Origin of the sequence: Microcoleus sp. POL10_C6, assembly GCF_036701585.1 — a bacterium.
Taxonomy (GTDB): domain Bacteria; phylum Cyanobacteriota; class Cyanobacteriia; order Cyanobacteriales; family Microcoleaceae; genus Microcoleus.
Genome location: NZ_JAUBRB010000027.1, coordinates 24,816 through 49,347 on the forward strand (window position 1 = coordinate 24,816; position 24,532 = coordinate 49,347).

Annotated in this window: 19 protein-coding genes and 1 tRNA gene; 11 read left to right on the forward strand and 9 right to left on the reverse strand. The window is 44.3% G+C overall.

Features of this window, described 5'->3' with window-relative positions; translation table 11 throughout:
* Positions 1-284 precede the first annotated feature (284 nt).
* The 6 genes from QUA34_RS16715 to QUA34_RS16740 form a co-directional block, all read right to left on the reverse strand.
* The gene (locus QUA34_RS16715) at positions 285-776 is read right to left on the reverse strand and encodes a DUF1036 domain-containing protein (protein WP_333388349.1); all 492 of its coding nucleotides are present in this window, start codon (positions 774-776) and stop codon (positions 285-287) included.
* Between the two features lie 56 nt (positions 777-832).
* Positions 833-1,402 carry a hypothetical protein gene (locus tag QUA34_RS16720; protein ID WP_333388353.1) on the reverse strand — a complete coding sequence of 190 codons (570 nt, stop codon included), beginning with the start codon at positions 1,400-1,402 and terminating at the stop codon, positions 833-835.
* Between the two features lie 84 nt (positions 1,403-1,486).
* Positions 1,487-1,921 (reverse strand): hypothetical protein, encoded by a 435-nt coding sequence (locus tag QUA34_RS16725; RefSeq protein ID WP_333388354.1) that lies wholly within the window; start codon positions 1,919-1,921, stop codon positions 1,487-1,489.
* Between the two features lie 56 nt (positions 1,922-1,977).
* Positions 1,978-2,520: a DUF1036 domain-containing protein gene (locus QUA34_RS16730; RefSeq protein ID WP_333388357.1), complete on the reverse strand. Its 543-nt coding sequence runs from the start codon at positions 2,518-2,520 to the stop codon at positions 1,978-1,980.
* 84 nt (positions 2,521-2,604) lie between these two features.
* Positions 2,605-3,174 (reverse strand): DUF1036 domain-containing protein, encoded by a 570-nt coding sequence (locus tag QUA34_RS16735; RefSeq protein WP_333388359.1) that lies wholly within the window; start codon positions 3,172-3,174, stop codon positions 2,605-2,607.
* 34 nt (positions 3,175-3,208) lie between these two features.
* On the reverse strand, positions 3,209-3,694 hold the full coding sequence (locus QUA34_RS16740) for a hypothetical protein (protein WP_333145430.1): 486 nt from the start codon (positions 3,692-3,694) through the stop codon (positions 3,209-3,211).
* Between the two features lie 219 nt (positions 3,695-3,913).
* Between QUA34_RS16740 and QUA34_RS16745 the strand changes: the two genes are divergently transcribed.
* Positions 3,914-7,534 (forward strand): WD40 domain-containing protein, encoded by a 3,621-nt coding sequence (locus QUA34_RS16745; RefSeq protein WP_333388362.1) that lies wholly within the window; start codon positions 3,914-3,916, stop codon positions 7,532-7,534.
* Between the two features lie 156 nt (positions 7,535-7,690).
* Here QUA34_RS16745 and QUA34_RS16750 read toward each other — a convergent pair whose 3' ends face one another.
* Together QUA34_RS16750 and QUA34_RS16755 are read right to left on the reverse strand one after the other, a co-directional pair.
* Positions 7,691-8,566 carry a tetratricopeptide repeat protein gene (locus tag QUA34_RS16750; RefSeq protein ID WP_333388365.1) on the reverse strand — a complete coding sequence of 292 codons (876 nt, stop codon included), beginning with the start codon at positions 8,564-8,566 and terminating at the stop codon, positions 7,691-7,693.
* A 357-nt stretch (positions 8,567-8,923) separates the two neighbouring features.
* On the reverse strand, positions 8,924-12,181 hold the full coding sequence (locus QUA34_RS16755; RefSeq protein ID WP_333388368.1) for an ATP-binding protein: 3,258 nt from the start codon (positions 12,179-12,181) through the stop codon (positions 8,924-8,926).
* Positions 12,182-12,577: 396 nt separating this feature from the next.
* On the opposite strand from QUA34_RS16755, the gene QUA34_RS16760 reads away from it, so the two are divergent.
* From QUA34_RS16760 to QUA34_RS16795, 8 genes are all read left to right on the forward strand, one after another.
* Positions 12,578-13,510, forward strand: coding sequence for a circadian clock protein KaiA (locus tag QUA34_RS16760; RefSeq protein WP_333388371.1), 933 nt, complete (start codon positions 12,578-12,580; stop codon positions 13,508-13,510).
* Positions 13,511-13,698: 188 nt separating this feature from the next.
* Positions 13,699-14,013, forward strand: a complete 315-nt coding sequence (kaiB, locus tag QUA34_RS16765; protein WP_006632119.1) for a circadian clock protein KaiB — start codon at positions 13,699-13,701, stop codon at positions 14,011-14,013.
* A 346-nt stretch (positions 14,014-14,359) separates the two neighbouring features.
* Positions 14,360-15,922 (forward strand): circadian clock protein KaiC, encoded by a 1,563-nt coding sequence (gene kaiC / locus QUA34_RS16770; RefSeq protein WP_333068315.1) that lies wholly within the window; start codon positions 14,360-14,362, stop codon positions 15,920-15,922.
* Between the two features lie 253 nt (positions 15,923-16,175).
* Complete coding sequence (locus QUA34_RS16775) at positions 16,176-16,397, forward strand: hypothetical protein (RefSeq protein ID WP_333331526.1); 222 nt, start codon at positions 16,176-16,178, stop codon at positions 16,395-16,397.
* A complete protein-coding gene (locus QUA34_RS16780; RefSeq protein WP_333388449.1) occupies positions 16,390-16,839 on the forward strand; it encodes an EAL domain-containing protein in 450 nt (149 codons plus the stop codon). Before QUA34_RS16775 ends, QUA34_RS16780 begins: the two co-directional genes overlap by 8 nt.
* Positions 16,840-16,978: 139 nt before the next feature.
* Entirely contained in the window at positions 16,979-17,794 is an 816-nt protein-coding gene (locus QUA34_RS16785) for an alpha/beta hydrolase (RefSeq protein ID WP_333388375.1), read from the forward strand.
* Between the two features lie 5 nt (positions 17,795-17,799).
* Positions 17,800-19,416, forward strand: coding sequence for a diguanylate cyclase domain-containing protein (locus tag QUA34_RS16790; RefSeq protein ID WP_333388378.1), 1,617 nt, complete (start codon positions 17,800-17,802; stop codon positions 19,414-19,416).
* Between the two features lie 71 nt (positions 19,417-19,487).
* On the forward strand, positions 19,488-19,652 hold the full coding sequence (locus tag QUA34_RS16795; RefSeq protein ID WP_333331518.1) for a hypothetical protein: 165 nt from the start codon (positions 19,488-19,490) through the stop codon (positions 19,650-19,652).
* 66 nt (positions 19,653-19,718) lie between these two features.
* Here the strand turns inward: QUA34_RS16795 and QUA34_RS16800 are convergent.
* Positions 19,719-19,791 (reverse strand) — tRNA-Arg (locus tag QUA34_RS16800).
* A 368-nt stretch (positions 19,792-20,159) separates the two neighbouring features.
* Between QUA34_RS16800 and QUA34_RS16805 the strand changes: the two genes are divergently transcribed.
* Positions 20,160-23,027 (forward strand): ATP-binding protein, encoded by a 2,868-nt coding sequence (locus QUA34_RS16805; protein ID WP_333388382.1) that lies wholly within the window; start codon positions 20,160-20,162, stop codon positions 23,025-23,027.
* Positions 23,020-24,456 (forward strand): response regulator, encoded by a 1,437-nt coding sequence (locus QUA34_RS16810; protein WP_333388385.1) that lies wholly within the window; start codon positions 23,020-23,022, stop codon positions 24,454-24,456. The genes QUA34_RS16805 and QUA34_RS16810 overlap by 8 nt, the downstream gene beginning before the upstream one ends.
* Positions 24,457-24,532: the final 76 nt, after the last annotated feature.

The window sequence follows — 24,532 nt, forward strand, 5'->3', positions numbered from 1 at the left end:
TAATGACTCTTTGTAACGTTTTGCTTGCGCCGACAATTGCTGGCAAACAGACCGATGCTACCCTGATAAATTATAGAAAAATTCAAACGTTATGACTTTCTAACTCAGGAGTTAGCTAAATTAACTCTGTTTGACGGGATTCGCTTTTTTGACTTTCGTGAAGTCGGCGATCGCCCTTTCTTTATCCAACTGACACAAACGCGATCGCCCTCTACTATTCCAGATAACCAAAAAGCGAGCGCCCCCAATTTCGAGCCAAAAATAGGTATTTCAGACGTTTAAACTTAATCTCCTAAACTGTAAGTATAGTTCCTAGCATTACCCGTATCAACTTCGATAAAGTTCTTCCATACTCTACCTATTCCTTCACATTGTTTGTCGGCTCTAGCTAATGTAAAAGGTTTGTTTATTGTGCAAAACCTATTTTTACCGCTCCATTCTCCTCCATCTTCAGCTTCAGCGTATACATAGTAAATGCCGTTCCTTTTGTTAAGCTCATGGGGATATACTCTGGCACATTCACCAGAAGTTAAATTCCACCATCCTTCAGTAGTCCAGCCTCTAGAACGTCTTGGCGGAGTGTTGCCAAAAATATCTGATTCGGCTGCATCTATTTCCAGATAGGCAAAAGCAACAAAAGCTTTATCGCCTGATTTATTACACACATCAAACCAAGCGCGTGCAGTCGAAGGATACAATAGATTTAACCCCCAAAATGTCGAGCCAACAATTATAGATGTAGACCATTTCAAAACTGACCTACTAATTTTTAACATCGATCGCGCTCCCAAGTCGTACAAGATTTGCAGGTATAAAGTGAACTACGCTAAGATTAATCCGCCGTAAAACTCTGGGTATATTTTCCTATTTCATCTCCCATATTGGCTTCAAAGAATGGCTGATTCTCGCCACGTATATCAAAGACTTTCTCACTACTACCCCAAGACTTTCCTTGTTCGTCATGGGCATGAAAGTAAATGATTCTGTTAGATATACGCTCTTCGTCATCTAGGATAAGAGTTTTTTGACCGGGGTTTAATTTCCAGTACCCTTCTGTTCTCCATTGCGCTGGTATAACCACTGCCAGATCGGAGTCGCTACCACTAGAGCCAGGAGGAGATTGTAGAAAATTTACAGCAACCCAGATTGGGCGGTTAGTTTTATTTTGGATGTAGACATGGTAGTAATAGTTATCGCGACCCCCAGAACCATCATTATCCACAGGCTTGGTTGGCCCTATATCTATACAGCTTATTTGTGAGAAGATATTGAAGAAATCACTGTCACACATCTGCTCAGTTGCTTCTACTTTTGCAGATAGAAAAGTCAAGGAACTGGCTAAAATTGCTACTAATGAAGTAGTGGTGAGAGCAATTCTGTAAACAAGGCATTTAGTTGGCATAGCTTTAATCTTCCTGTGTTTAAAACAAAACCTAATTCAGTAGATTGAAAACCTTTGAAAGTAGACGCTGATGCGCTCTTTTGTTCAGTTTGTTAAATTTAAAGTATATGCTTGGCGGCTAGGACGCACGGGTTTAAAAATTACCATTTGTCCACCATTTTCCTGGTATTCTCCTTCCGAATACGTACTGGAACCCTTAAACTCGAATTCGACTGATGGATTAATACAATAACTTTTATCTGAACCTGAACCCCTCCAAACAGAATCTCCACCATTGGCGTAATATCCTGTGACTCTCTGTGCATTCTTTTGGTATACCTTTGTGTTGCCAAAAATATCTGATTCGGCTGCATCTATTTCCAGATAGGCAAAAGCAACAAAAGCTTTATCGCCTGATTTATTGCACACATCAAACCAAGCGCGTGCAGTCGAAGGATACAATAGATTTAAACCCCAAAATGTCGAGCCAATAATTATAGATGTAGACCATTTCAAAACTGCCCTACTAATTTTTAACATTGATCACGCTCCCAAGTCCTACAAGATTTGCAGGTATAAAGTGAACTACGCTAAAATTAATCATCCGTCGTAAAACTCTGAGTATAAGTTCCTATTTCATCTCCCATATTGGCTTCAAAAAATTGCTGATTCTCGCCACGTATATCAAATACTTTCTCACTACCCCAAGAGTTTCCTTGATCGTCATGGGCATGAAAGTAAATGATTCTGTTAGATATACGCTCTTCGTCATCTAGGATAAGAGTTTTTTGACCGGGGTTTAATTTCCAGTACCCGTCTGTTATCCATTTATCATATTCATACTGTGTTCCCACCCGTTTATAACCATCTTTTCTAAAATGCACGGCAACCCAGATTGGGCGGTTAGTTTTATTTTGGATGTAGATATGGTAGTAAGACGTATAGTCACTACTTTGTCCTGTACCATTATTCTCAAGAGGGTTAGTTGGGTCTAGAAAACAGCCTATTTTTGATAACTCATCGGTGCCACACGGACGTGCTTCCACTTTAGCCGATGGAAAAGTCAAGGAGCTGGTTAAAATTGCTACTAATGAAGTAGTGGTGAGAGCAATTCTGTAAACAAGGCATTTAGTTTGCATAGCTTTAATCTTCCTGTGTTTAAAACAAAACCCAATTCAGTAGGCCGAAAACCTTTGAAAGTAGACGCTGATGCGCTCTTTTGTTCAGTTTGTTAAATTGAAAGTATATGCTTGGCGGCTAGGACGCACGGGTTTAAAAATTACCATTTTTCCACCAGTTTCCTGACATTTTTCTTCCCTATACGCCTGGGAATCCTTAAACTCGAATTCGACTGATGGATTAATACAATAACTTCGATCTGAACCTGAACCCCTCCAAACAGAATCTCCACCATTGGCGTAATATCCTGTGACTCTCTGTGCATCCTTTTGGTATACCTTTGTGCAAGCACCAGGCTCTATCTTCCACCATCCATGCGACTCTATATGTTGCTGTGCGCCTTCACCATCGCTGCCAAAAGATCCCCTGTAATTAAGTGCAATGGCAACATAGACATTGCCTACACTTGTCTTATTACAGATAGTTAATCCCCTTTGAACCGGAGGAGCCGGAGGAAGTCGTTGACCGGGAATTGGCTCATTACTTGGGCATAAAGCGTCTGGTACAAATGGAGGACAGTCAGCCAGAACTTCCGGTTGTCTCACGAGAAGACCAAAAGGTGATAAAACCAAAATACTTACAGCAAGAGTTAGCGATAATTTTTTATTTGACATTGTACCTCATTTTTATGAGAAACGCTACAGACAACTATGGATTGAACGTATAGTAGAAATTGGTATAGATCGCTCCCATATCAACTTTTTTTTCATTCCATTTCTGTTCTCCATCTACTGATGTTGCACTAAGGTAGATATAACGCCCATGTGCATTATTAACGATCAGTGCTTCCTCCCCTGCTTCCAGTTTCCAATTGCCCGCGTCCCACTCAGGACCACCACACTCAAAGCCGGACCCATCTGTATCTGAACAATGTTGGCTTGGTTTATTTACATACCACCTTGCTCTTACGTAAATTTGTCTATCACTTTTGTTTGTAACGCGTACGTTGAAGGAGAAAAATGTCGCACCTTCAACATTATCGCGGATAGTTTTCACTGGGTCATCCCAATTGGCGGGATTGCAAGTAACATCAAAAAAACCACACCCTGCTAATGCCTTATTTGGAACGGCAAAGAACGGCAATACAGAAATTAATAAACCAACGCTAGCTAAAATGGTTGACTTAGTTTTCATAACGAATGTCCTTCCCTCTTAATATTGCAGTTCACTGGTTAACTTTACCTTGATTCAGTAATAACTCGGTTGCGACAGCTACGTCAGTGAGAAAAAGTTATAAATAGTTATAACTTGCGCGCAAAATATGCTATTATCTTGAGTATAATTGCTTAATTGCGTGTGCCGTCAAGCAGGAAGCACCCCTTTTTCGCTAACAAACCGGATAATTTTAAATAAATGACGATCGACGAAGCACTGCTTTTCCTCGACTCAGTTCTCAAACAAGAGCATCTCAACGATATTCACATACTGGTATTGCGGCAAACTTGGGAAGGACGCTCTTATCCACAGATTGCCAAAAGCGCTGGTTATGATGCCGAATACATTAAGTTTGTTGGCTTTCAGTTATGGCAAGTTCTCAGTCGGGTATTGGGAGAAAAAGTCACCAAGAGTAACGTTCAGTCAATTCTGCGACGGCAAGCACAACAGGCACAAGTAACCGTCGCACTACCAAATAGCCAAATTAGTCACAATATCAACGAACAAATCGATCGGAGTGGTGCGATCGGCGATCGATCTCCAACTGACTTAACAAAACTCAACAAAACGATTAATTGGGGAGAAGCAATTGATGTTTCTATTTTCTACGGACGGGCAGAGGAATTAGCTTTATTAGAACAGTGGCTAATCGGCGATCGCTGCCGCCTAGTGACGCTGTTGGGGATGGGTGGCATTGGTAAAACCTCTCTCTCTATCAAGATAGCAGAACGCATCCAAGAACAATTTGATTATATTATTTGGCACAGTCTCCGTAATGCTCCATTAATACTTGACTTATTGGTAGAATTGATTCAATTTCTCTCGAACCAAAAGGAAACGAATTTACCAGACACCTTAGATGCTGGAATCTCGCGCCTGATGCACTATCTGCGACAGCATCGGTGTCTTTTAATATTGGATAACGTCGAGTCACTTCTACAGGAAGAAGAACGCACGGGTTCTTATCGAGAGGGATATGAAGGCTACGGCCAACTTCTGCGATGCGTAGCCGAAATAAATCATAAAAGTACCGTGCTACTAACCAGTCGAGAAAAGCCGATCGGTTTAGCAGCTAAAGAAGGTAAAAATTTGCCAGTTCGTTCATTACAACTGACAGGTTTAACAACCCCAGAAGCACAGAAAATTGTCCAAGGTATTGCTTTTTTTCACGGATCAAACTGCGAATGGGATATTTTGAGATCCCACTATGCGGGAAATCCGTTAGCCTTAAAAATGGTGGCTCCAGCCATCCATGATTTTTTTGAGAGTAGCCTGACCAGATTTTTAGAACTTTTAAATCAAGGAACTTTAGTATTTGATGATATTCGGAACCTATTAGACCGACAATTCAATCGTTTATCAGATATAGAAAAAAAGGTGATGTACTGGCTGGCGATCGAGCGGGAGCGAGTCTCGCTGGGAGAGTTACAACAAGATTTAGTTTCAAAATTAACTGTCAAAGAATTACTAGAGGTTTTAGGTTCTCTCGTTAGACGTTCTCTCATCGAAAAAACCTCAGACGGCTACACTCAACAACCCGTCGTCATGGAATACATGACGGAACGATTAATCGAAAAAGTCTGCACTGAGATAACCAGCAGCGAAATTGACCTTCTCAGAAGCCATGCTCTTCTCAAAGCTACAGCTACAGAATACCTTAGAGATACGCAAGCTCGTCTTATCCTTAAACCTATTGCCGATCGACTGCTTTTTAGTTGTGAATGCCAGCAACTTCTCGAAAACCAACTCAAACCAATTCTGGCATCACTGCGCGGTAAACCAACACTAGAAACTGGCTATGCTGCGGGTAATATTATAAATCTATTACGTCAAATGCAGTCAGATTTAAGCGGCTGGGATTTTTCTAATTTGACGGTTTGGCAAGCTTATTTACCCGATACGAATTTACATCAGGTAAACTTTGCTGGTGCTAATTTAGCTAATTCCGTTTTCGCTGAAGTTTTGGGAAGTGGTTTGTCAGTCGCTTTTAGCCCGGATGGAAAACTTTTAGCTTTGGGCGATACGAATGGTGAGATTCACTTGTGGCAAATGCCAGAAGCTAAGCTGCTGAGAACTAGCAAAGAATACGGCAGTATCGTGTTATCCGCTGCTTTTAGTCCGGATGGGAAAACTCTTGCTACGGGCGGTAGTAACGGGACGATTCGTTGCTGGGATGTTAGCAGTTGGTCTATCCGTCAAATATTGCAGGGAAATACTAGCACTGTGCTGGGAGTTGCTTTCAGTCCTGATGGGAAGATGCTTGCTAGTAGCATCGGTGATGGAACTGTGCGTTTTTGGGATTGGAGTAATGGAGGATGCTTGCTAACTTTGCCAGCACACAAAAGTCAGGCTTGGTCGATCGCATTCAGTCCTCAAGGTAATATTTTAGTTAGTGGCGGTGATGACGGAACGCTCAAACTGTGGGATGTAGAGACGGGAGAATGCCTGAAAATGTTTGAGAGTGACAGCAGTCAAATTCGATCGGTTGCTTTCAGTCCGGATGGTAAAACGATAGCCAGTGGCGGTGATGATTCTGCGATCGACCTCTGGGATATTAACACGGGTGAAGTCTTGAGGATTTGCTCTGGACATTCACAAATAGTGGTGTCTGTTGCCTTTAGTCCTGACGGCCAGATTTTAGCAAGTTGCAGCGAAGACCGCACCGTGAGATTGTGGGAAGTTGCATCCGGTCAGTGCCTAAAAACACTGCAAGCACACACCAGTCGGGTTTCAGCCGTCGTGTTTAATCCTGATGGCAAAACTTTAGCTAGCACTGGTGAAGACCGCACCCTAAAACTGTGGGATGTTAAAACAGGTCAATGTCTGAAAACACTTTACGGGCAAAGCAATCCAGTGACATCGGTAGTTTTTTCACCCGACGGTCAAACCTTAGCCAGTAGCGATCGCGCCGTCAGGTTATGGAATGCTAAAACAGGAAAATGTCTTAAAAGCTTACAGGATGGACAGACTAATCGGTTGAAATCCATTGCCTTCAGTCCCGATGGACACTTGCTGGCAAGTGGATTCTATGACACTACTGTCAGGTTATGGGATGCTACGACTGGACAGTGCCTAAAAAGTTTACAGGGTCATTCAGCTTGGGTTTGGGGAGTCGCCATCAGTCCCGACGGTAAGACGTTAGCTAGTTTCAGTGGCGACCAGATTATAAAACTATGGGATATCAGGACAGGGCACTGTCTTTATACTTGCGCCGAACCAGAGGGCTGGGTGTTGGCAGTTGCGTTTAGTTTTTCAGGTGATATCCTCGCTTCTGCCACTGCTGATAATACGGTGAAGTTATGGGATATCAGTACAGGGGAAGTTTGGAAAACTTTGACCGGACATAGGGGTTGGGTTTGGTCTGTTGCCTTTAGTCCTGACGGTAATATCCTGGCAAGCAGCAGTAGTGACAGTACCATCAAATTTTGGGATATCAATACAGGAGAATGTCTGACAACTCTAGAGGGACATGACGGTATTGTGTCATCTGTAATGTTCAGTCCTGATGGTACACACTTGGCGAGTGGCGGTCATGACCAAACTGTACGAGTGTGGGATGTTAGCACGAATGAGTGCTTGCAAGTTCTGCGGGGACACGACAATTGGGTGTGGTCGGTTGCTTTTAGTCCAGATGGTCAAATTCTAGCCAGTGCCAGCCAAGATGAGACGATTAAGCTTTGGGATGCAGTAACGGGTGAGTGTATCAAAACCTTGCCTGTTCCCAAACCTTATGAAGGAATGAATATTGCAGGTGTTAAAGGTTTAACTGAGGCGACTATTGCGACGCTCAAAACACTGGGGGCAGTTCAAGTAAGTTGATCGCGACTTATACCAAATCCGGGTTTACTACCCCTTTGTTTTGTATTATTTCTCATTGCGAGGAAGGAAGCAATCGCTTAGTCTCTGCGATTGCTTCCTTCCTCGCAATGACGGAGGGTTAGTCATGATATTAAACCCGGATTTGGGATCGGGTGACTACATTTGGGGAGGGGGTGGGGCGTCTTGAATTTTAGCCAGTGCTGCTTTCATTTCAGGAGTGGCTAGCAACTTTTGGGTATCTGCGATCAAACGATCGCCCCAGAGGTTTTCTTTGAGATATTCTACGGTAGCATAACGTTTGTCGAGTTTCAGAGCTGCTTCTCCCATCGCTAAGCCTTTTTCTTTGTCACCTTTGGTGTAGAATGCTACTGCTAGAGCTAGCATTGCTTCGGCGGCTTTGTCGTCGATCACGATCGCTTCTTGCCAGCGTTTGATGGCGCTATCAACATCTCCCATTTCGTATTTGACTAATCCGATATTGTTGACAGCAGGCCACAGGTTTTTTTCTAAAGCAAAGGCTTTTTCGTATTGGGCGATCGCCTGATCAAACCGCTTCAGCTTATAAAAAGCATTACCTAAATCAAATAATGCACCTGGAGTGTCTGGTTTGAGTTTTAATCCTGCTTGCAAATATTCTACTGCTTTCTCGTAGTTCGCTTTCCGAAAGTAAGCTTCTCCCAAGACAAATTTAATTGATGGATTTTCTGGTGACAGAGATTGAGCTTGCCCCAAAGCTTCAATGCCTTTGTCAAACTGCTCGACTTGAAGGTACAAGCTGCCTAACAAAGTCCAAGTTTGAGCATTTTTGGGGGCTAACTGTGTGGCGAGTTCGGCTCTAGGTACCGCTAGTTGGTACTGCTGCAGTCTGGCTAGCTGGACGGCTTCTTCTGCAAGGCTCAAGGCCGTTTGTTCGAGTTGGGCTGAGTCGATTTGCAGGGTGTAAGGCAGGAGTGCCTGTGCGGCAGCAGGCTCGGGCATTGCCCCCAAACCGAGTGCGAGTAGCAGAGATATTAAAGGAATGCGATTAGGCACTGTACAGCCCCAGAAAAAATATAAGGGTTTCTCGATCGCCTATAATAACTCATATTTTTGAGTTTTGATATTGCTTCTTGACTCGCAACACTTCTGGGTTTTCATTTAAATACTTCTCAAATTATATTTACACTCAGGGTAGTCGTTTTTATTCACTCTTTTATAGGCGACTGATCACCTCACTACAAATAGGCAAAATTATGAGTTATTATAAAGTTGACTGAGTTAACAAATAACGCTTCGCGCTTGACAGTTAAAGAGTTGCCAACTTCTGTTTTTCCTCATAAGTAATAGTTGATTTTTACGGGTTGAGAAACGAGTTAATTCGTCACTACAAACCTGGTAAATTATTCATTTTCAAGAACTTGAATGAGTTAATAAACTCTGTTGAATTTTGTCTAACAATTGTGCTGCTGATAAGGAAGAAGGCAAAATTTTGGCAGATACTTCTTGCAGTAGAAAGTCGATCGCCTCGGATTCCGAATTTACAGCCGACCGATAATCCCAGACTAAAATTGGCAATTTTACTGCCATTTGGCGCAAGTTCGATAGCGCCTGCAGCATAGCGGTTGATTCTGAGGGGGCATCTCGCAAACACAGCAAAACTAAGTCAACGCTTTGATATTGCAACTGCTGCAAAACTTCTGTCCAGCAGGGAGCGATCGACCCTCGAAATCCTGCGGTGTGGACGTACTGGATCAAAGCTTGAAAGTTGGGAGTAGAAAACTGGGAATTGGGGAGGGGAATCTCGGCATTTGTCGATCGAGCGCAATGTTCCAATTCTTCCGTCGGGTTCCCCCCAGAAGAGGAGTGCAAATCCGGTAAAGTCGAAATGTCGGCAAATAAAATGCTGGGCTTCCAACTCATGCCCGCAGCAACTTGAATCACTTGCCACAAAGCACTTGGCACCAACCCGGTTGGTGAAGTTTCACTGTCGTCGGGACTGGTAGTGGCTAAACAGGGAAATACCGACAATCCTTTGACTTGATTTGCCAGTTGGGTAGTTCGGGGGTCTAAAGTCACCAAGGGGAGAGAACCCAAATTTCGAGACCGACTTAACTGTTCGATAAAAGCTAAGGGGTTTTGCAGTTGACTTGTACCGTCCAAGACGATCGCGTCGGGTCGCCAAATTCGGGCCACGAGTTCTGCTTGGTCGAGGTCGTCTGCTTCTAAAACCCGGCAGTAGTTGGGGTTGAGCAGTAAAGTGGAACCTTGAGACGAACTGTTTTGCGGGCTGAGCCACAACACGGTTAAAGAACTCCTCACTTTGGCGCTACTAGCATTACTTTTGCCGATCAAGTCGGTCAGCAGCCGCCGCAAAGCGGGTTCTTCCACCGGCAAGCTCAAAAAGCCTTCGGCTCTGTTGACACTAGCCCGTTCTTTTTCCCCTCTGGTGGCCGTGACGATCGCCGGAATTGATCGGGTATCTGGGTCACTCTTGAGCAGCGTCAGCACGTCCCAACCCGACAGCAGCGGCAGCAGCGGGTTGAGGAAAATGGCTTCGGGACTAAACCTGCGGGCTTTTTCCAATGCTTCGGTACCGGAACGGGCGACTATTACTTGGTAGCCCAAACCCGAAAGGACGTTGGTTAAATCTTCGATATATTTGGGAACTGCTTCGACTATTAATACTAAACGAGAGCGAGAATTGGCGGTCAGAGTCGGATATTGCGGTTGTAATAATTCTTCCTCAACGGCTCCCGATGCCGGGACTTCTTCACTGCTGTTTCCCGGAGGATTTGGTGGCAGCAGCAGGGTAAATTGAGAGCCTTGGTTTTCTGAGGAAATAAACGAAACGTCCCCGCCGTGGAGCCGAGCTAGGCGTTGAGTCAGTACCAGTCCCAGTCCGGTTCCTTGAAAGCGGCGGGTGAGGGGGCTTTCTAGCTGTTGGAATTTCTGAAAGATCAGATGCTGTTTGTCGGCGGGGATGCCGATGCCAGTGTCCCAAACTTTGAATGCGATCCAGCCTTCCCAGACATTTACTTTCAATCCGATTTTGCCGCCGAGTTCGGTGAATTTTAGGGCGTTGGAAAGGAGGTTGACGAGCATTTGCCGCAGTCGCAGTTCGTCGGCAATTAATTGGCTCAGTCCCGGTTCTATTTCGAGTGTAAATTCTATTTGGGCGGAGGGTTCTGCGTTTGCTGTGCCGTCAGTTTTGCTTGGTTCGGGTGGTTTTTTTTCTTCTTGCTGTTGCAGTTGTTTTGCTTGTTCAAAGGCTCTTTGGCAGGTTGATTCTATTTCGACTGCTTCGGGAATTAGTTCTAGCTGCCCGGTTTCCATCCGGGTCAAGTCTAATATATCGTTAACTATTGTCATCAAATGCCGCCCGCTTTTATGGATTAGTTTGGCGTAGCGTGTTTGGCGATCGTTTAGTTCTCCGATCAATTTATCTTTGAGGAGGCTGGACAAACCGAGGACGGCGGTGAGCGGGGTTTTTAGTTCGTGGCTGATGCAGGATAAAAATTCGTCTTTGAGTCGGTTGAGGTGGATTAAATCTGCGTTTTTCGCTGCTAGTTCTTTGGCGACTAAATGTTCTTCGGTGACATCTTGTCCCATTACTAAAATTAGCTTGTCTGAGAGCGGCTGTTTGACAAATTGCCAGATCCGTTCTTGACCTTTTTGTACGGGGCACTCGCAAATGTAGGTGTCTGGTTTGCCGGCCATAGGACACCAAGCTGGAGCGGTTAATGTTGAGGGGGAGGCGGCAGCGTACAGGGGCAGCGGGCAACTGGTGGCTGCGGTTGAATCACGCGCGGCGAAGCTATCCCGCAGGGAATCGCCCGATCTACTTGCTCCTACTAGGCTCCTGCAGTCGGTGGTGATGCCCTCTAACTGCACGCTCTTGTATTCGCTTGTTAAATGGCTTGGTTTACGGGGCGAGTGTTTACCCAAATTTGCTGCTGGTTCTGGAACTGGTTCTGGGCCTGCTCCCAGCAAAATCCGCCACGCTGCGTTTTGGCTGACTATTTGTGCGGTGGGGGTTTGCAATCTCAGGGGCAGGGGCAGTTTTTCCAGTAGTTCGACTAGGGAGTTCAGGTTTTCCGAAGGTTTCAATCCTGCTTCTAGAAAGCGCACTTGAGCGTCTAGGACCGTGGCGATGGCTTCGGAAATTGGTTTGAATTCGATTTCTTTGACGGCTGTTTCCTGCTGTGTGAGGCTGCAGAGCGAGCTGCTGTTGAGTGCGGCGAATTGCAGCAGGCTCAGGCTGTCTAGCATTCCTAAAAATTGACCACTGGCATCTGTGACGGCGATCGGAGTTTTGGAGGAAATGCCGGCGGTTTGGCGGTTTGGCCGGGTTGGGGTGTTCTGTTCCTCTGTTTGCAGGTACTGCCAGAATTCCCTGACGCTCATAGTGGCGGGTAATGCCCTGACTGGTTCGATCGCGATCGAGCTTTCTGACAAAGGTTGCTGCCCGTCGTTTGTGCGATCGGCTCCCCAAACCCAAAGGCTGCGGAGGTACACTAATCCCAGCGGCTGTAGCTGTTCGTTGACTACTGCAACTCGATCGCAGTTGCAGGAGCTGAAAATTGACTGCAGCGATTCTAGCGCACCCGTTTGGAGGCACAGGGGCACTGGCTCGATAAAATTTTTGAGACTGGGGGTGGTGAGTGGCATAACAAACCTGAGAGTCTGCTCGCGAGAGCAGTAATATTTTTGATGCTCAATGTAGCTGCGAATTTCTGTATCTTATTAGTTTTATATCAGTTCGCTATCAGGCTCGGTATCTGCACCGAGACCGGGGAGTTCGATGCCTACGCCTGATTTGAGGCGACTAGCAATTATTTTAAGGCTTAAGCTTAATTGCAGAAATCACGCTCAGGGTGCTTGACACACAAACCACGAAGTACACTTTGATTCTTCCTCTGGTAGAAGCGCATGACTTATTTTGCGGTTAAGATTGGTTAAAATAAATGTTGAGATGATTATTAAAATGTTAAGTTTTTTGTAAAGGAGATATCAACTCTGAGCGATCCAGCACTTTCAGGTAACTTAGGTGGTGCACCTACAGCTTTGCTTCCTCAACTTTCTATCGGTATTTTTGTCCGAGCTGAGGAAATAACAGCCTCTGCGATCGAGCTTTTGAGAGGCGAACGCTATGCTTTAACGCACATGAAGTCGGCAGTGGAGCTTTTGGGGTTCCTTAAGCACAATTATCACCTTGATTGTTTGGTTTTGGAGGTGGATGGGGATCTGCGATCGCTTCTGGGCAAGCTGCAAGAACGATCGATCTTTTTGCCTGCTGTTATTTTTTCGCCTCACTCGCAAGATTGCAGGCCCGAAGCAGCATATTCAAATGGTTTTGAGGCCGCAGCCAGTACCGCCAACAAGAGTCAAGACGAAAGCTGTGCTTTTTTTTATCACCCTGCTGAGGTGCAACTGGCAATCGCTCGATCAAGCGAAATAGCTGACGGTATCGATCGGGCGATCGCACAATTTCTGAAGCTTTCAACTCCGGTTCCTGTCAATTACCAATCCGTAACGGTCGATGCGACAGCCCAATTGACTGCTCAAAGTTTGCTCAGCCGACAGCAGCGGCGGCTGGCGGAAAAATTACGGGAGCGATTAGGATACTTAGGTGTGTATTATAAAAGAAATTCCCAGATTTTTTTGAGAAATCTGTCGGCAACCGAGAAGCAAAAGTTTTTGGAGCAACTCAAGTCAAGTTATCGCGACATCGTTTTGAATTATTTTTCTCAAGATGCTGCGGTCAACAATCAAATAGATGAATTTGTGAATTTGGCTTTTTTTGCTGACGTTCCCGTGACTCAAATTGTAGAAATTCACATGGAATTGATGGACGAGTTTGCTAAACAGCTAAAAATAGAAGGGCGCAGCGAGGAAATATTGCTCGATTACCGCTTGACCCTGATTGACGCGATCGCTCATATGTGCGAGATGTATCGGCGATCGATTCCGAAAGAAACCTCTCAAGGTAGAATGTAGAAGGGATTCGGCATAATTTAAGAAAGAAAAGGTAGAAGGTAGAATCTAACAAAAAAGAAAGGAGCCGACCAACGGCCGCGCGAGGGCGAGGCGGAAATTATTATAAAATAACAAAGAACAGCGGATTTAAGACAAATAACAACTACAACTAACATCTGACAACTAATACTCAACATTTAAAAAAGTTCATGAGTCCTCTGAAGAAAACCTACGTTCTGAAGCTGTACGTTGCGGGGAATACTCCCAACTCAGTGCGAGCTTTGAAAACCCTAAAGGACATCCTAGAACAAGAATTTCAAGGCGTCTACGCGCTGAAAGTCATAGATGTTCTCAAAAATCCTCAGCTAGCAGAAGAGGACAAAATATTGGCAACCCCGACGCTGGCAAAAATCCTGCCGCCGCCGGTGCGAAAAATTATTGGCGATTTGTCCGATCGTGAGAAAGTTCTGATAGGATTAGATTTGCTCTATGAAGAACTTCGCGAAGAAGACCTCAATTCATAAGATAATCAAGTGAGAGTCTGTCGATTTTAGATTTGAGACTTCGGTTGGGCGTGAAACGTTCGGCGAGCGCGAGCGTCGAAGCATCGACTCGCGCTTAGTCGAACGATTTTAGGTTTTAGATTTACTCAACAGATGAACCTGGGAGGTTGAACAAAAGTCTAAAATTTTCATCTTTCCACGACAGAAGTACGTGGCACGGTATCGGTTTTTGAGCGGGGTTATTAGTCACCAGTCAGCAGTCATTAGTTATTGAGCAAGAGCCAAAACTAAAAGCTGGGTACAAAGACTCATGATCGGCGGTTAATGAGTGACAACTAAAGAATACTGAGAGTTGACAAAAATCGACATGAATGAAATTAGTCAAACGGTTAAACGAGAAGGATTGGTAACGGCAGGAGTTGAAAAAATTCGCACGATGATTGAGGGTTTCGATGACATCAGTCACGGCGGAATGCCGCTCGGCAGAACCACCCTAGTCAGCGGCACATCAGGAACGGGAAAAACTTTATTTGCCGTACAATTTCTCTATAATGGAATTACCCATTTTGACGAAGCTGGAGTGTTCGTAACTTTTGAAGAATCTCCGACAGATATTATTAAAAATGCTTGCAGTTTCGGTTGGGATCTAGCACAGTTAATCGAGGAAGGCAAGCTATTTATTTTGGACGCTTCCCCCGATCCAGAAGGTCAAGATATCGTAGGAAATTTTGATTTATCAGCCTTAATCGAGCGAATTCAGTACGCCATTCGTAAGTACAAAGCCAAGCGGGTTTCAATAGATTCTGTTACCGCCGTATTTCAGCAGTACGACGCTGCATCGGTGGTGCGCCGAGAAATTTTTCGCTTAGTGGCGCGCCTCAAACAAGTCGGAGCAACTACAGTTATGACGACGGAACGGGTGGAAGAATACGGCCCGGTGGCTCGGTTTGGAGTGGAAGAGTTTGTGTCGGATAATGTGGTGATTGTTCGCAACGTATTGGAAGGAGAACGCCGCCGCCGCACCATCGAAATTTTGAAGTTGCGCGGTACAACTCACATGAAGGGCGAATATCCTTTTACTATGACTAATGACGGAATTAATATTTTCCCATTGGGGGCGATGCGATTAACTCAAAAGTCTTCCAACGTGCGGGTTTCTTCAGGCGATAAAACTCTCGACGAGATGTGCGGTGGCGGTTTCTTCAAAGACTCGATTATTTTGGCTACGGGTGCAACGGGAACCGGCAAAACGCTGTTGGTGAGCAAGTTCTTGCAGAATGCTTGTATGAACGGCAATCGGGCGCTGCTGTTTGCCTATGAAGAGTCGCGGGCTCAGTTGTTCCGCAATGCTTATTCTTGGGGCATTGATTTTGAGGAAATGGAACAGAAAGGAATGCTGAAGCTGCTGTGTACTTACCCGGAATCTGCCGGTTTGGAAGACCACTTGCAGACTATTAAATCAGAAATTGCTGAGTTCAAACCTTCTCGAATTGCTATAGACTCGCTGTCGGCCTTAGCTAGGGGTGTCAGCAATAATGCTTTCAGGCAATTTGTGATCGGAGTGACAGGTTTTGCGAAGCAGGAAGAAATAACTGGCTTTTTTACGAATACAAGCGACCAGTTTATGGGTTCTAATTCGATTACGGACTCCCATATTTCTACAATTACTGACACGATTATTATGCTGCAGTATGTAGAGATTCGAGGAGAAATGTCGCGGGCAATTAATGTGTTTAAGATGCGTGGTTCGTGGCATGACAAAGGAATTCGGGAATACACAATTACTGAAAGAGGCCCACAAATTAAAGATTCGTTCCGTGGTTACGAACGGATTATCAGCGGTTCTCCGACTCGGATTACGATTAATGAGAAGAGTGAGCTATCGCGGATTCTCCAGGGTGTGCAAGGTCAAGACGATGAGGATATTTGAGAGTTAGCAGTAATTCATCGTTGTTAAAAGTAGGTTGGGTTGAGCTAGGAAACCCAACTTTTTTAATTTGAGGAGTTGGTGAATATTTATAGCAACCGCGACAATGTTTTACAGGTTCTTAATTGCGGAAATAGAAGCTTTTATTGCCTCTAGAACCCAATACCTATAGTTTTTACACAGCAACAATACCTTGGGCAAAATCCAATACCCTGGCGATCGCAAATCTCTTTAATTGTGCTGGGAAAGCCAATACTTGCTGTATGATCAACCTCAGCTCGATTGGCAAACAGGTAGCCTTGCTGGTGTTAAAGTTATAGTAGGAGTGTATTCTCCTGAACTAGGTTGGATTCATCGCCATCGATGTATTGCCATCGCCGAAAAAACAGGATTGATTTGGCCCGAAGAGCAAATGGATTTTAGAGCAAGCTTGCTGGCAATATCAGCAGTGGCTAGCAGCAGGACTAATTCTGCCTAATATCGCGGTGAATCTGTCGGCACGTCAACTCAGCCAACCGACTTTAATCGCTAAGAGCGATCGCATCCTTGAGCGCACCCCGATGAAGCCGAAATATCTAGGGCTAGAGATTACCGAAACGACAATGATGCTTAATTTTGACATTACATACAATGTTTTGAGCCAATTATCAAAGCGTGGTATTGGGATTTTTGTGGATGATGGTGGGCCTGACTATGCTGCTTTTAACAAGCTGAAAAATTTTCTGATGAAGTCGCTCAAAATTGATCCCTCACTTGTCCACGATTTAGCCAGCCTTCCGAGCGAGCGAGGAATTCACAAACCCATAGTTGTAATCCCAGATGGCTTAAATCGAGCACAATTGCCGAAGGAATGGAAACCCCAGCGCAATGGGAATAGTTACAAGCTAGCGCCTAGGAAATTGGGCTGCATTATATGTTGAGGAAGACGGCTATTGCTGAGTTTGCAATTCAATTAATCCGATATCCTGAATTGTTGTCCACCACTATGTGGGATCATCAATCCTCCTTCATGAAAGCGCGCCAAAGTCTTATAATTAATTTAATGCTCGTGTCGATCAAATGACTAAAAAAATTTTCTTACGGAATAATATAAAAGTGTTTGGACAAGGCACCCAGACGATGATGTTTGCTCATGGATTTGGGTGCGATCAAAATATGTGGCGTTTCGTAACACCGGCTTTCGAGAAGGACTACAAAATCATCCTATTTGATTATGTAGGTTCGGGACAGTCTGATATTAGTGCCTACAGTTATGAACGGTACAGCGACCTCAATGGCTATGTTCAGGATGTCCTCGATATTTGTAAAGAATTGGCGTTGACGGATGTGATTTTTGTCGGTCATTCGGTCAGCAGTATGATCGGCCTTCTGTCCTCAATTCAAGCTCCTAATTACTTTAATCGCCTGATTTTCGTAGGGCCTTCACCCTGCTACATCAATGATTTACCAAATTATTACGGAGGGTTTGAGCGCAAAGATATTGAGGATCTTCTCGATATCATGGATAAAAATTACATTGGTTGGGCAAGCTTTCTGGCGCCAATGGTGATGCAGAATCAGGACCGTCCTGAGTTAAGTGAGGAACTTGAGACAAGTTTTTGCTCCACTGATCCGGTGATTGCAAGTCGCTTTGCGGAGGTAACTTTTTACTCTGACAATCGCAGTGATTTACCCAAGGTATCAGTACCTTCACTGATATTGCAATGCGCTGATGACGTGATTGCTCCCACCGAGGTAGGGCATTACCTTCAGCGCCACCTGCCTAAAAGTAGGCTACGGCTGATGAAAGCTACGGGACATTGCCCGCACCTGAGTCATCCACAAGAGACGATCGACATGATTAAGGAGTATTTGAGTGCACCTCATACTACCTGATTTGTATGGCAAACATGACCTACCAGATAGACGAGCTACTCAACACGTCACCCTGTGGATTCCTCTCGTTTGCTGACGATGGTACGATCGTAATGGTCAACGCCACATTACTGCAATTACTCGGATACGAAACCGATGAACTGCGGGAACGGAAAATGGACTCCATTCTGCCAATGGCCAGCCGGATTTTTTTTCAAACCCATTTCTTCCCCCTGTTGAAGCTCGACGGTAAAGTAGAGGAAATTTACTTCTCATTAAGGTCAAAGCAGGGTAGTGATATACCTATGCTGATCAACGCTGTGCGTCGGGAGAAGGGGGGAAGCTTCGTCAACAATTGCATCTTGATCTGTATTCGCCAGCGTATCCTATACGAAGGTGAAATTATTAAAGCAAAAAAAGCAGCAGAGGCAGCTATTCTCGCCCAAAAGCAAGCGGAAATTGCTCTGCGGCAACAGTACGACAAAGCGATATTACTTCAAGAGATTACTCAACACATCCGTCAATCTCTTGATTTGTCTACAATTTTTGAGATTGCTTCGCAGGAGATTCGCCTGTTTCTTGATGCCGAGCGTGTTGGCATATTTAAGTTCGAGCCTGACAGTAAATTTGGATATGGTGAGTTTGTTTCAGAATCCGTAGGCGAAGGATGTAAATTGGTAAGCCGAAATCAATTTAACGACCCGTGTGGTGGTGAACAAGGTCCTGATTCATATAAAGAATGGAGAATGCAGGTAGTTGAAGATATCAATAAGATTGACCTTCAACACTGTTGCCGCGCTCTTTGGAAACAATTTCCGGTTCGGGCTAATTTAGTTGCGCCGTTGCTCAATGGACAAGATTTGTGGGGGTTGTTATGTATTCATCAATGTTCTGCTCCTCGGCAATGGGAAGAATTTGAAGTTGACCTTGTTAAACAGATTGCTAATCAGTTAGCGATCGCCATTAAACAAGCGGATATTTTTCAGAAGTTGCAGAAGGAATTGGCAGAAAGGCAGCAGGCCCAAGCGCGCATGAGAGAAATTAATCAACAACTGGCACTCTCTAACGAAGAACTAGCCCGCGCTACTCACCTCTTAGAACAAGTGGTAAATATTGATGGGTTGACTCAAATTGCTAATCGCCGCTGTTTTAATGACCGCTTAGAGCATGAATGGCAGCGGCTATACCGGGAACAAAAACCTATTTCTCTTTTGTTGTTTGATGTGGATTATTTCAAACGTTATAATGATTGCTACGGTCATCAAATGGGGGATGATTGTCTGTTCAAACTTGCTCAGACTGTGCAAGAGGTGGTGTACCGTCCAGCGGATTTGGTGGCGCGTTACGGCGGAGAAGAATTTGCCATCATTTTGCCTAATACTGATCTTGAAGGAGCGAGTTCGGTGGCCCAACGGATTCACGCTGCTATTCAAGCTTTACATATTCCTCACAAAACCTCTGATGTGAGCGATGTAGTTACTATTAGTATGGGTATCGCCAACTTGATTCCGATTTCGGAACTATCATCGGTTGACTTAATTGCGATCGCCGATCGTTCACTGTACCGTGCTAAGGAACAGGGGCGGAATCAGTCCGCGATATGCGAGTACAGTGGCGATTCGATTTTTGACACTGACGCTTAAATCACAACAATTGAGACCGAGGATAAAAATTTATCCCCGGTCTCTCAAAATCAGTCATTCTATAAATTTAAATGAGCACGGAGCGATTGGAAAACTCGGCTCCGACCGTCCCAGAATTTCCAGAGCCAGCCGACTTGCTCAACCAGTTGAAGACCAGACGCAAAAAGTCCGGCGCAAACTTGGCAGATATGGAGGTGGTTTTGGAGATACTAGGAACCGACAGGAGCGAAATTTGAGCGGAAAATACGACGATCGGTAATATGATTAACCTGAAACCCTTACTCCGCAAAAGACATAGAAAGTGAGCACGGAGGGATTTGAACCCCCGACCCTCAGGACCGGAACCTGATGCTCTATCCACTGAGCTACGTGCCCTCGACTTTTTACATCATAACACGTCTTGCCGAAAATGGCGAGTGCCGATCGCAAATTTCCTGGCCGGCCTCCAAACCGCTTGACCCATGCGGGTTAAACTCGCCCGTGCGATCGAATATCAGGCTGTTCTGGCAGCTAGAGACTGCAACTTTTAGCTAAATGGTAACAATAATACGACAATGGGTAAAATAATAGACTTTAATCGAGCAAACATTAGGTTCACATTCGATCGGGGTCGAGCATCTACCACAGCTAAAATAGCTCGCATCAATTCCCCCTAGCTAAGCGGCAGTAAATAAATGGTGCTGCTGTTAAGACAGGTTCTGCAAAGACGGTTGTAGACTAAGTTCACCAAACCCCTCAATCTTATGGTTTCTAAAATTTTAGACCAATTACCGCTGCGAACTGTTCTCATAGTTCCATTTGTATTGCAAATCGTGGGAACCGTGGGCCTCGTAGGATATCTGTCTTTTAGAAACGGACAAAAAGCAGTTAATAACCTTGCCAGTCAGTTAATGAGCGAGGTCAGTTTGCGTGTCGAGCAAAACCTGCAAGTTTACCTGACAACTCCCCATCAAATCAATCAAACCAAGCTGGATGCTGTCAAGCTCGGCTTGTTAAAGATGGATAATTTATCAGCTTGGGAGAAATATCTTTGGCGGCAAGTACAATTATATCCATATATCAATTTTACCTCGGTTGGCAACAATAAGGGAGATTATAGAGCCGGTCAACAACTTTCTAACGGCTCCCGAATGATTAATGTGATAGAAACATCTACTGGGTTAAATTTTAATTCTTACAATACAAACGAGCGAGGCGATCGCACTACAGTTACCACGATTGCCAAAAACTATGATAATCTGCAACATCCTGCGTACCAAAAAGCCGTTAAAATCGGCAAACCAACTTGGAGTTCGGTTTTTGTTTCCTTACTAGAACCAACATTACTTATCAGCGCTATCCAACCCGTATACAGCGACGAAAATCAGCTAGAAGGAGTCTTATTTACTGCCTTGCGTCTCGACCATTTGGGAAGATTTCTCAACAGTCTCAAAGTGGGCAAATCAGGTCAAACATTTATTATAGATCGCCAGGGTACTTTGTTAGCAACTTCCACAACAGAAAAACCGTTTCGCACTAAAGGTAATAAAAGACAATTGTTTAAAGTAGAAGAAAGCAGCAACCCTTTTACTCAAGCGACAGCTAAATATTTGACTGCAAATTTTAAAAAATTAGACCAAATTAAAAAATCCGAGTTATTGAGCTTTGAAATAGATGACAAGCGACAATTTTTAAAAGTCTTGCTGTTCCAAGACGGCAAAGGTTTAGACTGGGTGATTGTCGTAGTTGTTCCCGAAGCAGATTTCACCAAAGAAATCGATGCCAATACCCGCACAGCGGTTTTGCTTTGTTTCGCAGCTTTAGGAGTAGCTGTGGTGATTGGCATTCTGACTTCTCAGTGGGTGACAAATCCTATTTTGAGCTTAAATACAGCAGCCAAAAATATTGCTAAAGGTGAATGGGACAAAACAGTAGAAAGCGAACGCTCCGACGAATTGGGGGAATTAGCCAAGTCATTTAACAGCATGGCTCAACAACTGCAACAATCTTTTGAAACTTTAGAACAGCGAGTGCAAGAGCGGACGGGAGAATTGGCTGTAGCTAAAGACAAAGCGGAAGTAGCAAATCAAGCTAAAAGCACCTTTCTTGCTAACATGAGCCACGAATTGCGATCGCCTCTCAATGCAATTCTCGGCTTTTCCCAACTGATGACTCGCAGCCAAACTCTATCCCCAGAGCATCAAGAAAATATTAGCATAATTAGCAGCAGCGGAGAACACCTCCTTACCCTGATTAATAACGTGCTGGATTTATCTAAAATTGAATCGGGGCGTACCACCCTCAATCCCCAAAAATTCGACCTCTATCGCCTGCTAAACGACTTGGAAGATATGTTTCAACTCAAAGCAGATGACAAGCACTTGCAGTTGGTTTTTGACCGCAGTCCCGATGTGCCACAATACATAGAAACTGATGATTTAAAGTTGCGGCAAATCTTAATTAATCTGCTCAATAACTCTCTTAAGTTTACCGATGAGGGCGGTGTAGCGGTCAGAGTTGGCAAGCAGTCATTCGGCAAAAATCAGCAGACAGAAGGGGGAAACTTTGAGCAGTCTGAAGTATCAAAAAATACAGAAAGTTCCGCCATTAATGGTGTTAAAATATCTCAAGTCAGTCCGTCCAACAACCAGATCATTGCAACCCCAAATGACGATGCAGCTTCTACCTTTTCCTTCTTCCTTCATTTTGAAGTCGAGGATACTGGTCCCGGTATTGCTACCAATGAATTAGACGATCTTTTTGAACCTTTCGTGCAAACCAAGACAGGCAAAGATTCGCAAGAAGGTACTGGCTTGGGATTGCCCATCAGTCGCAAATTTGTGGAATTAATGGGCGGCGAAATGAGCGTCTGTTCTGCTGTTGGTAAGGGAACTAATTTTAAGTTCGACATTCAAGTTATTGCGGTCGATGCGGCTGATATTGAAAGCCAAAAATCGAGCCGAAATGTTATAGCCCTGGTTCCCAACCAACACACCTATCGAATTTTGATAGTAGACGATAAACAGCTCAACCGCCAACTGTTAATTAAAATCCTCTCTCCTCTAGGTTTGGAACTAAAAGAAGCTACTAACGGTCAAGAAGCTATTGAGATTTGGGATAGTTGGGGACCGAATCTAATTTGGATGGACATGAGAATGCCTGTGATGGACGGCTACGAAGCTACGCAATACATTAAAGGTACTATTAAAGGTCAAGCTACTGCTATTATTGCGCTGACAGCGAGCGTTTTGGAGGAAGAACGGGCAGTTATTTTATCGGCGGGCTGCGATGCTTTTATGAGGAAGCCATTCCGGGAAGCCGATATCTTTGATGCGATGCACAAACATATCGGAGTGCGCTATATTTATGAAGAGCCGGAGCAAACTGATTTATCCGCAATCAAAGAGGGCGATCGCGCAATGAGTGTGGCTGATTTCGTAAAATTGCCTGATTCACTGGTAGCTGATTTAAAGCTAGCAATACTGAATGCAGATATGGATTTAATTGATACCTTGATAGAGCAAATTCGATTAAAGGATGCAGTAACGGCAGGTGCGATCGCAAATTGTATGGAAAATTTTGAGTACGACAAAGTTTTAAAGTTAATATCTCAAGCAATATCACATGAATAACGACATTCCTAGCACCGATCGCGGTAATATTTTAGTAGTTGATGACACCCCAGCTAATTTGCGGCTGCTAGCCGGAATTTTGAACAGCAAGGGTTATAAAGTGCGCCCAGTACCTAGCGGCGAGTTAGCGCTTTCGGCGGCAAAAGGTATGCCTCCCGATTTGATTTTGCTGGATATTATGATGCCCGAAATGAATGGATATGAAGTGTGCGAAAAAATCAAAGCTGATGAACGAACTTGCGACATCCCGGTGATTTTTATTAGCGCGATTAATGACGTACTTGATAAGGTCAAAGCCTTTGCTGTGGGCGGGGTAGATTATATTACCAAGCCCTTTCAGGTGGAAGAGGTTCTAGTGAGGGTAGAAACCCATTTAGCAATATGCCAATTGCGAAAAAAACTTCAACAGAAAAACAATGAACTTACAGTTACTTTAGACCAACTGCAAGCTACTCAGAATCAATTAGTGCAATCGGAAAAAATGGCGGCATTAGGGCAACTGATTGCGGGCATTGCTCACGAAATTAATACGCCGTTGGGGGCGATTCGGTCGTCTATTGGAAATATTACCAGCTTTTTGGATAACAATCTAGAAAGGTTGCCAGTTTTTTTTAAAGAACTGTCAGCAGAACGCCAGCAAGATTTCTTGCGTTTGATGTACAGTTCTAGTCAACAAAATTACTCTTTATCTACTAGAGAAAAACGGGTATTGAAAAAAGACGTGAAGCAGCAACTAGAGTCGGAAGGCATTGACAATTATGACAGCCTTGCTAGCATTTTAGTCAATATCGGATTGCAAGGAAATCTGCAAGAATTCTTGTCGTTGCTCAAAGATCCTGACAGCGAAAATATTATCAAAACAGCCTACGACTTTGCTAGCATTCACAGAAGCGCCCGAACCATCGCTACCGCTACTGAACGCGCTGCAAAAGTCGTCTTTGCCCTGAAAAATTATGCGCGTTACGATGTAAATGGGGAAAAAATACAAGTGAATATTACGGATGGACTTGAAACTGTATTAACTCTTTATCAAAACCAAATCAAGCAGGGTGTGGAAGTTGTCAGAAACTATCAAGATCAATTGCCTGTGGTACTGTGTTATCCCGACGAACTCAATCAAGTTTGGACAAATTTAATTCACAATGCCTTACAAGCGATGGACAATCAAGGAACTTTAACAATTGACGCGGTACAACAAGATACCAGCGTCTTGGTAAAAATTAGTGACAGCGGTAAAGGGATGCAACCAGAGATTATTCCGAAAATTTTTGAGCCTTTTTTTACTACCAAACCTGCGGGAGAAGGCAGCGGGTTGGGGCTGGATATTGTCAAAAAAATAATGGAAAAACATCAGGGTAAAATTGATGTGGAGTCGATGCCCGGTAAAACAGCATTTACCGTGTCTTTGCCGATTAATTTAACTGAGTAGGTAAAGCGCCGGAGACTGAAGTCGGGGGCGAAAATTTGCAGTCTACCCGCGCAGAATGTAGAATTTGGAAAATGGT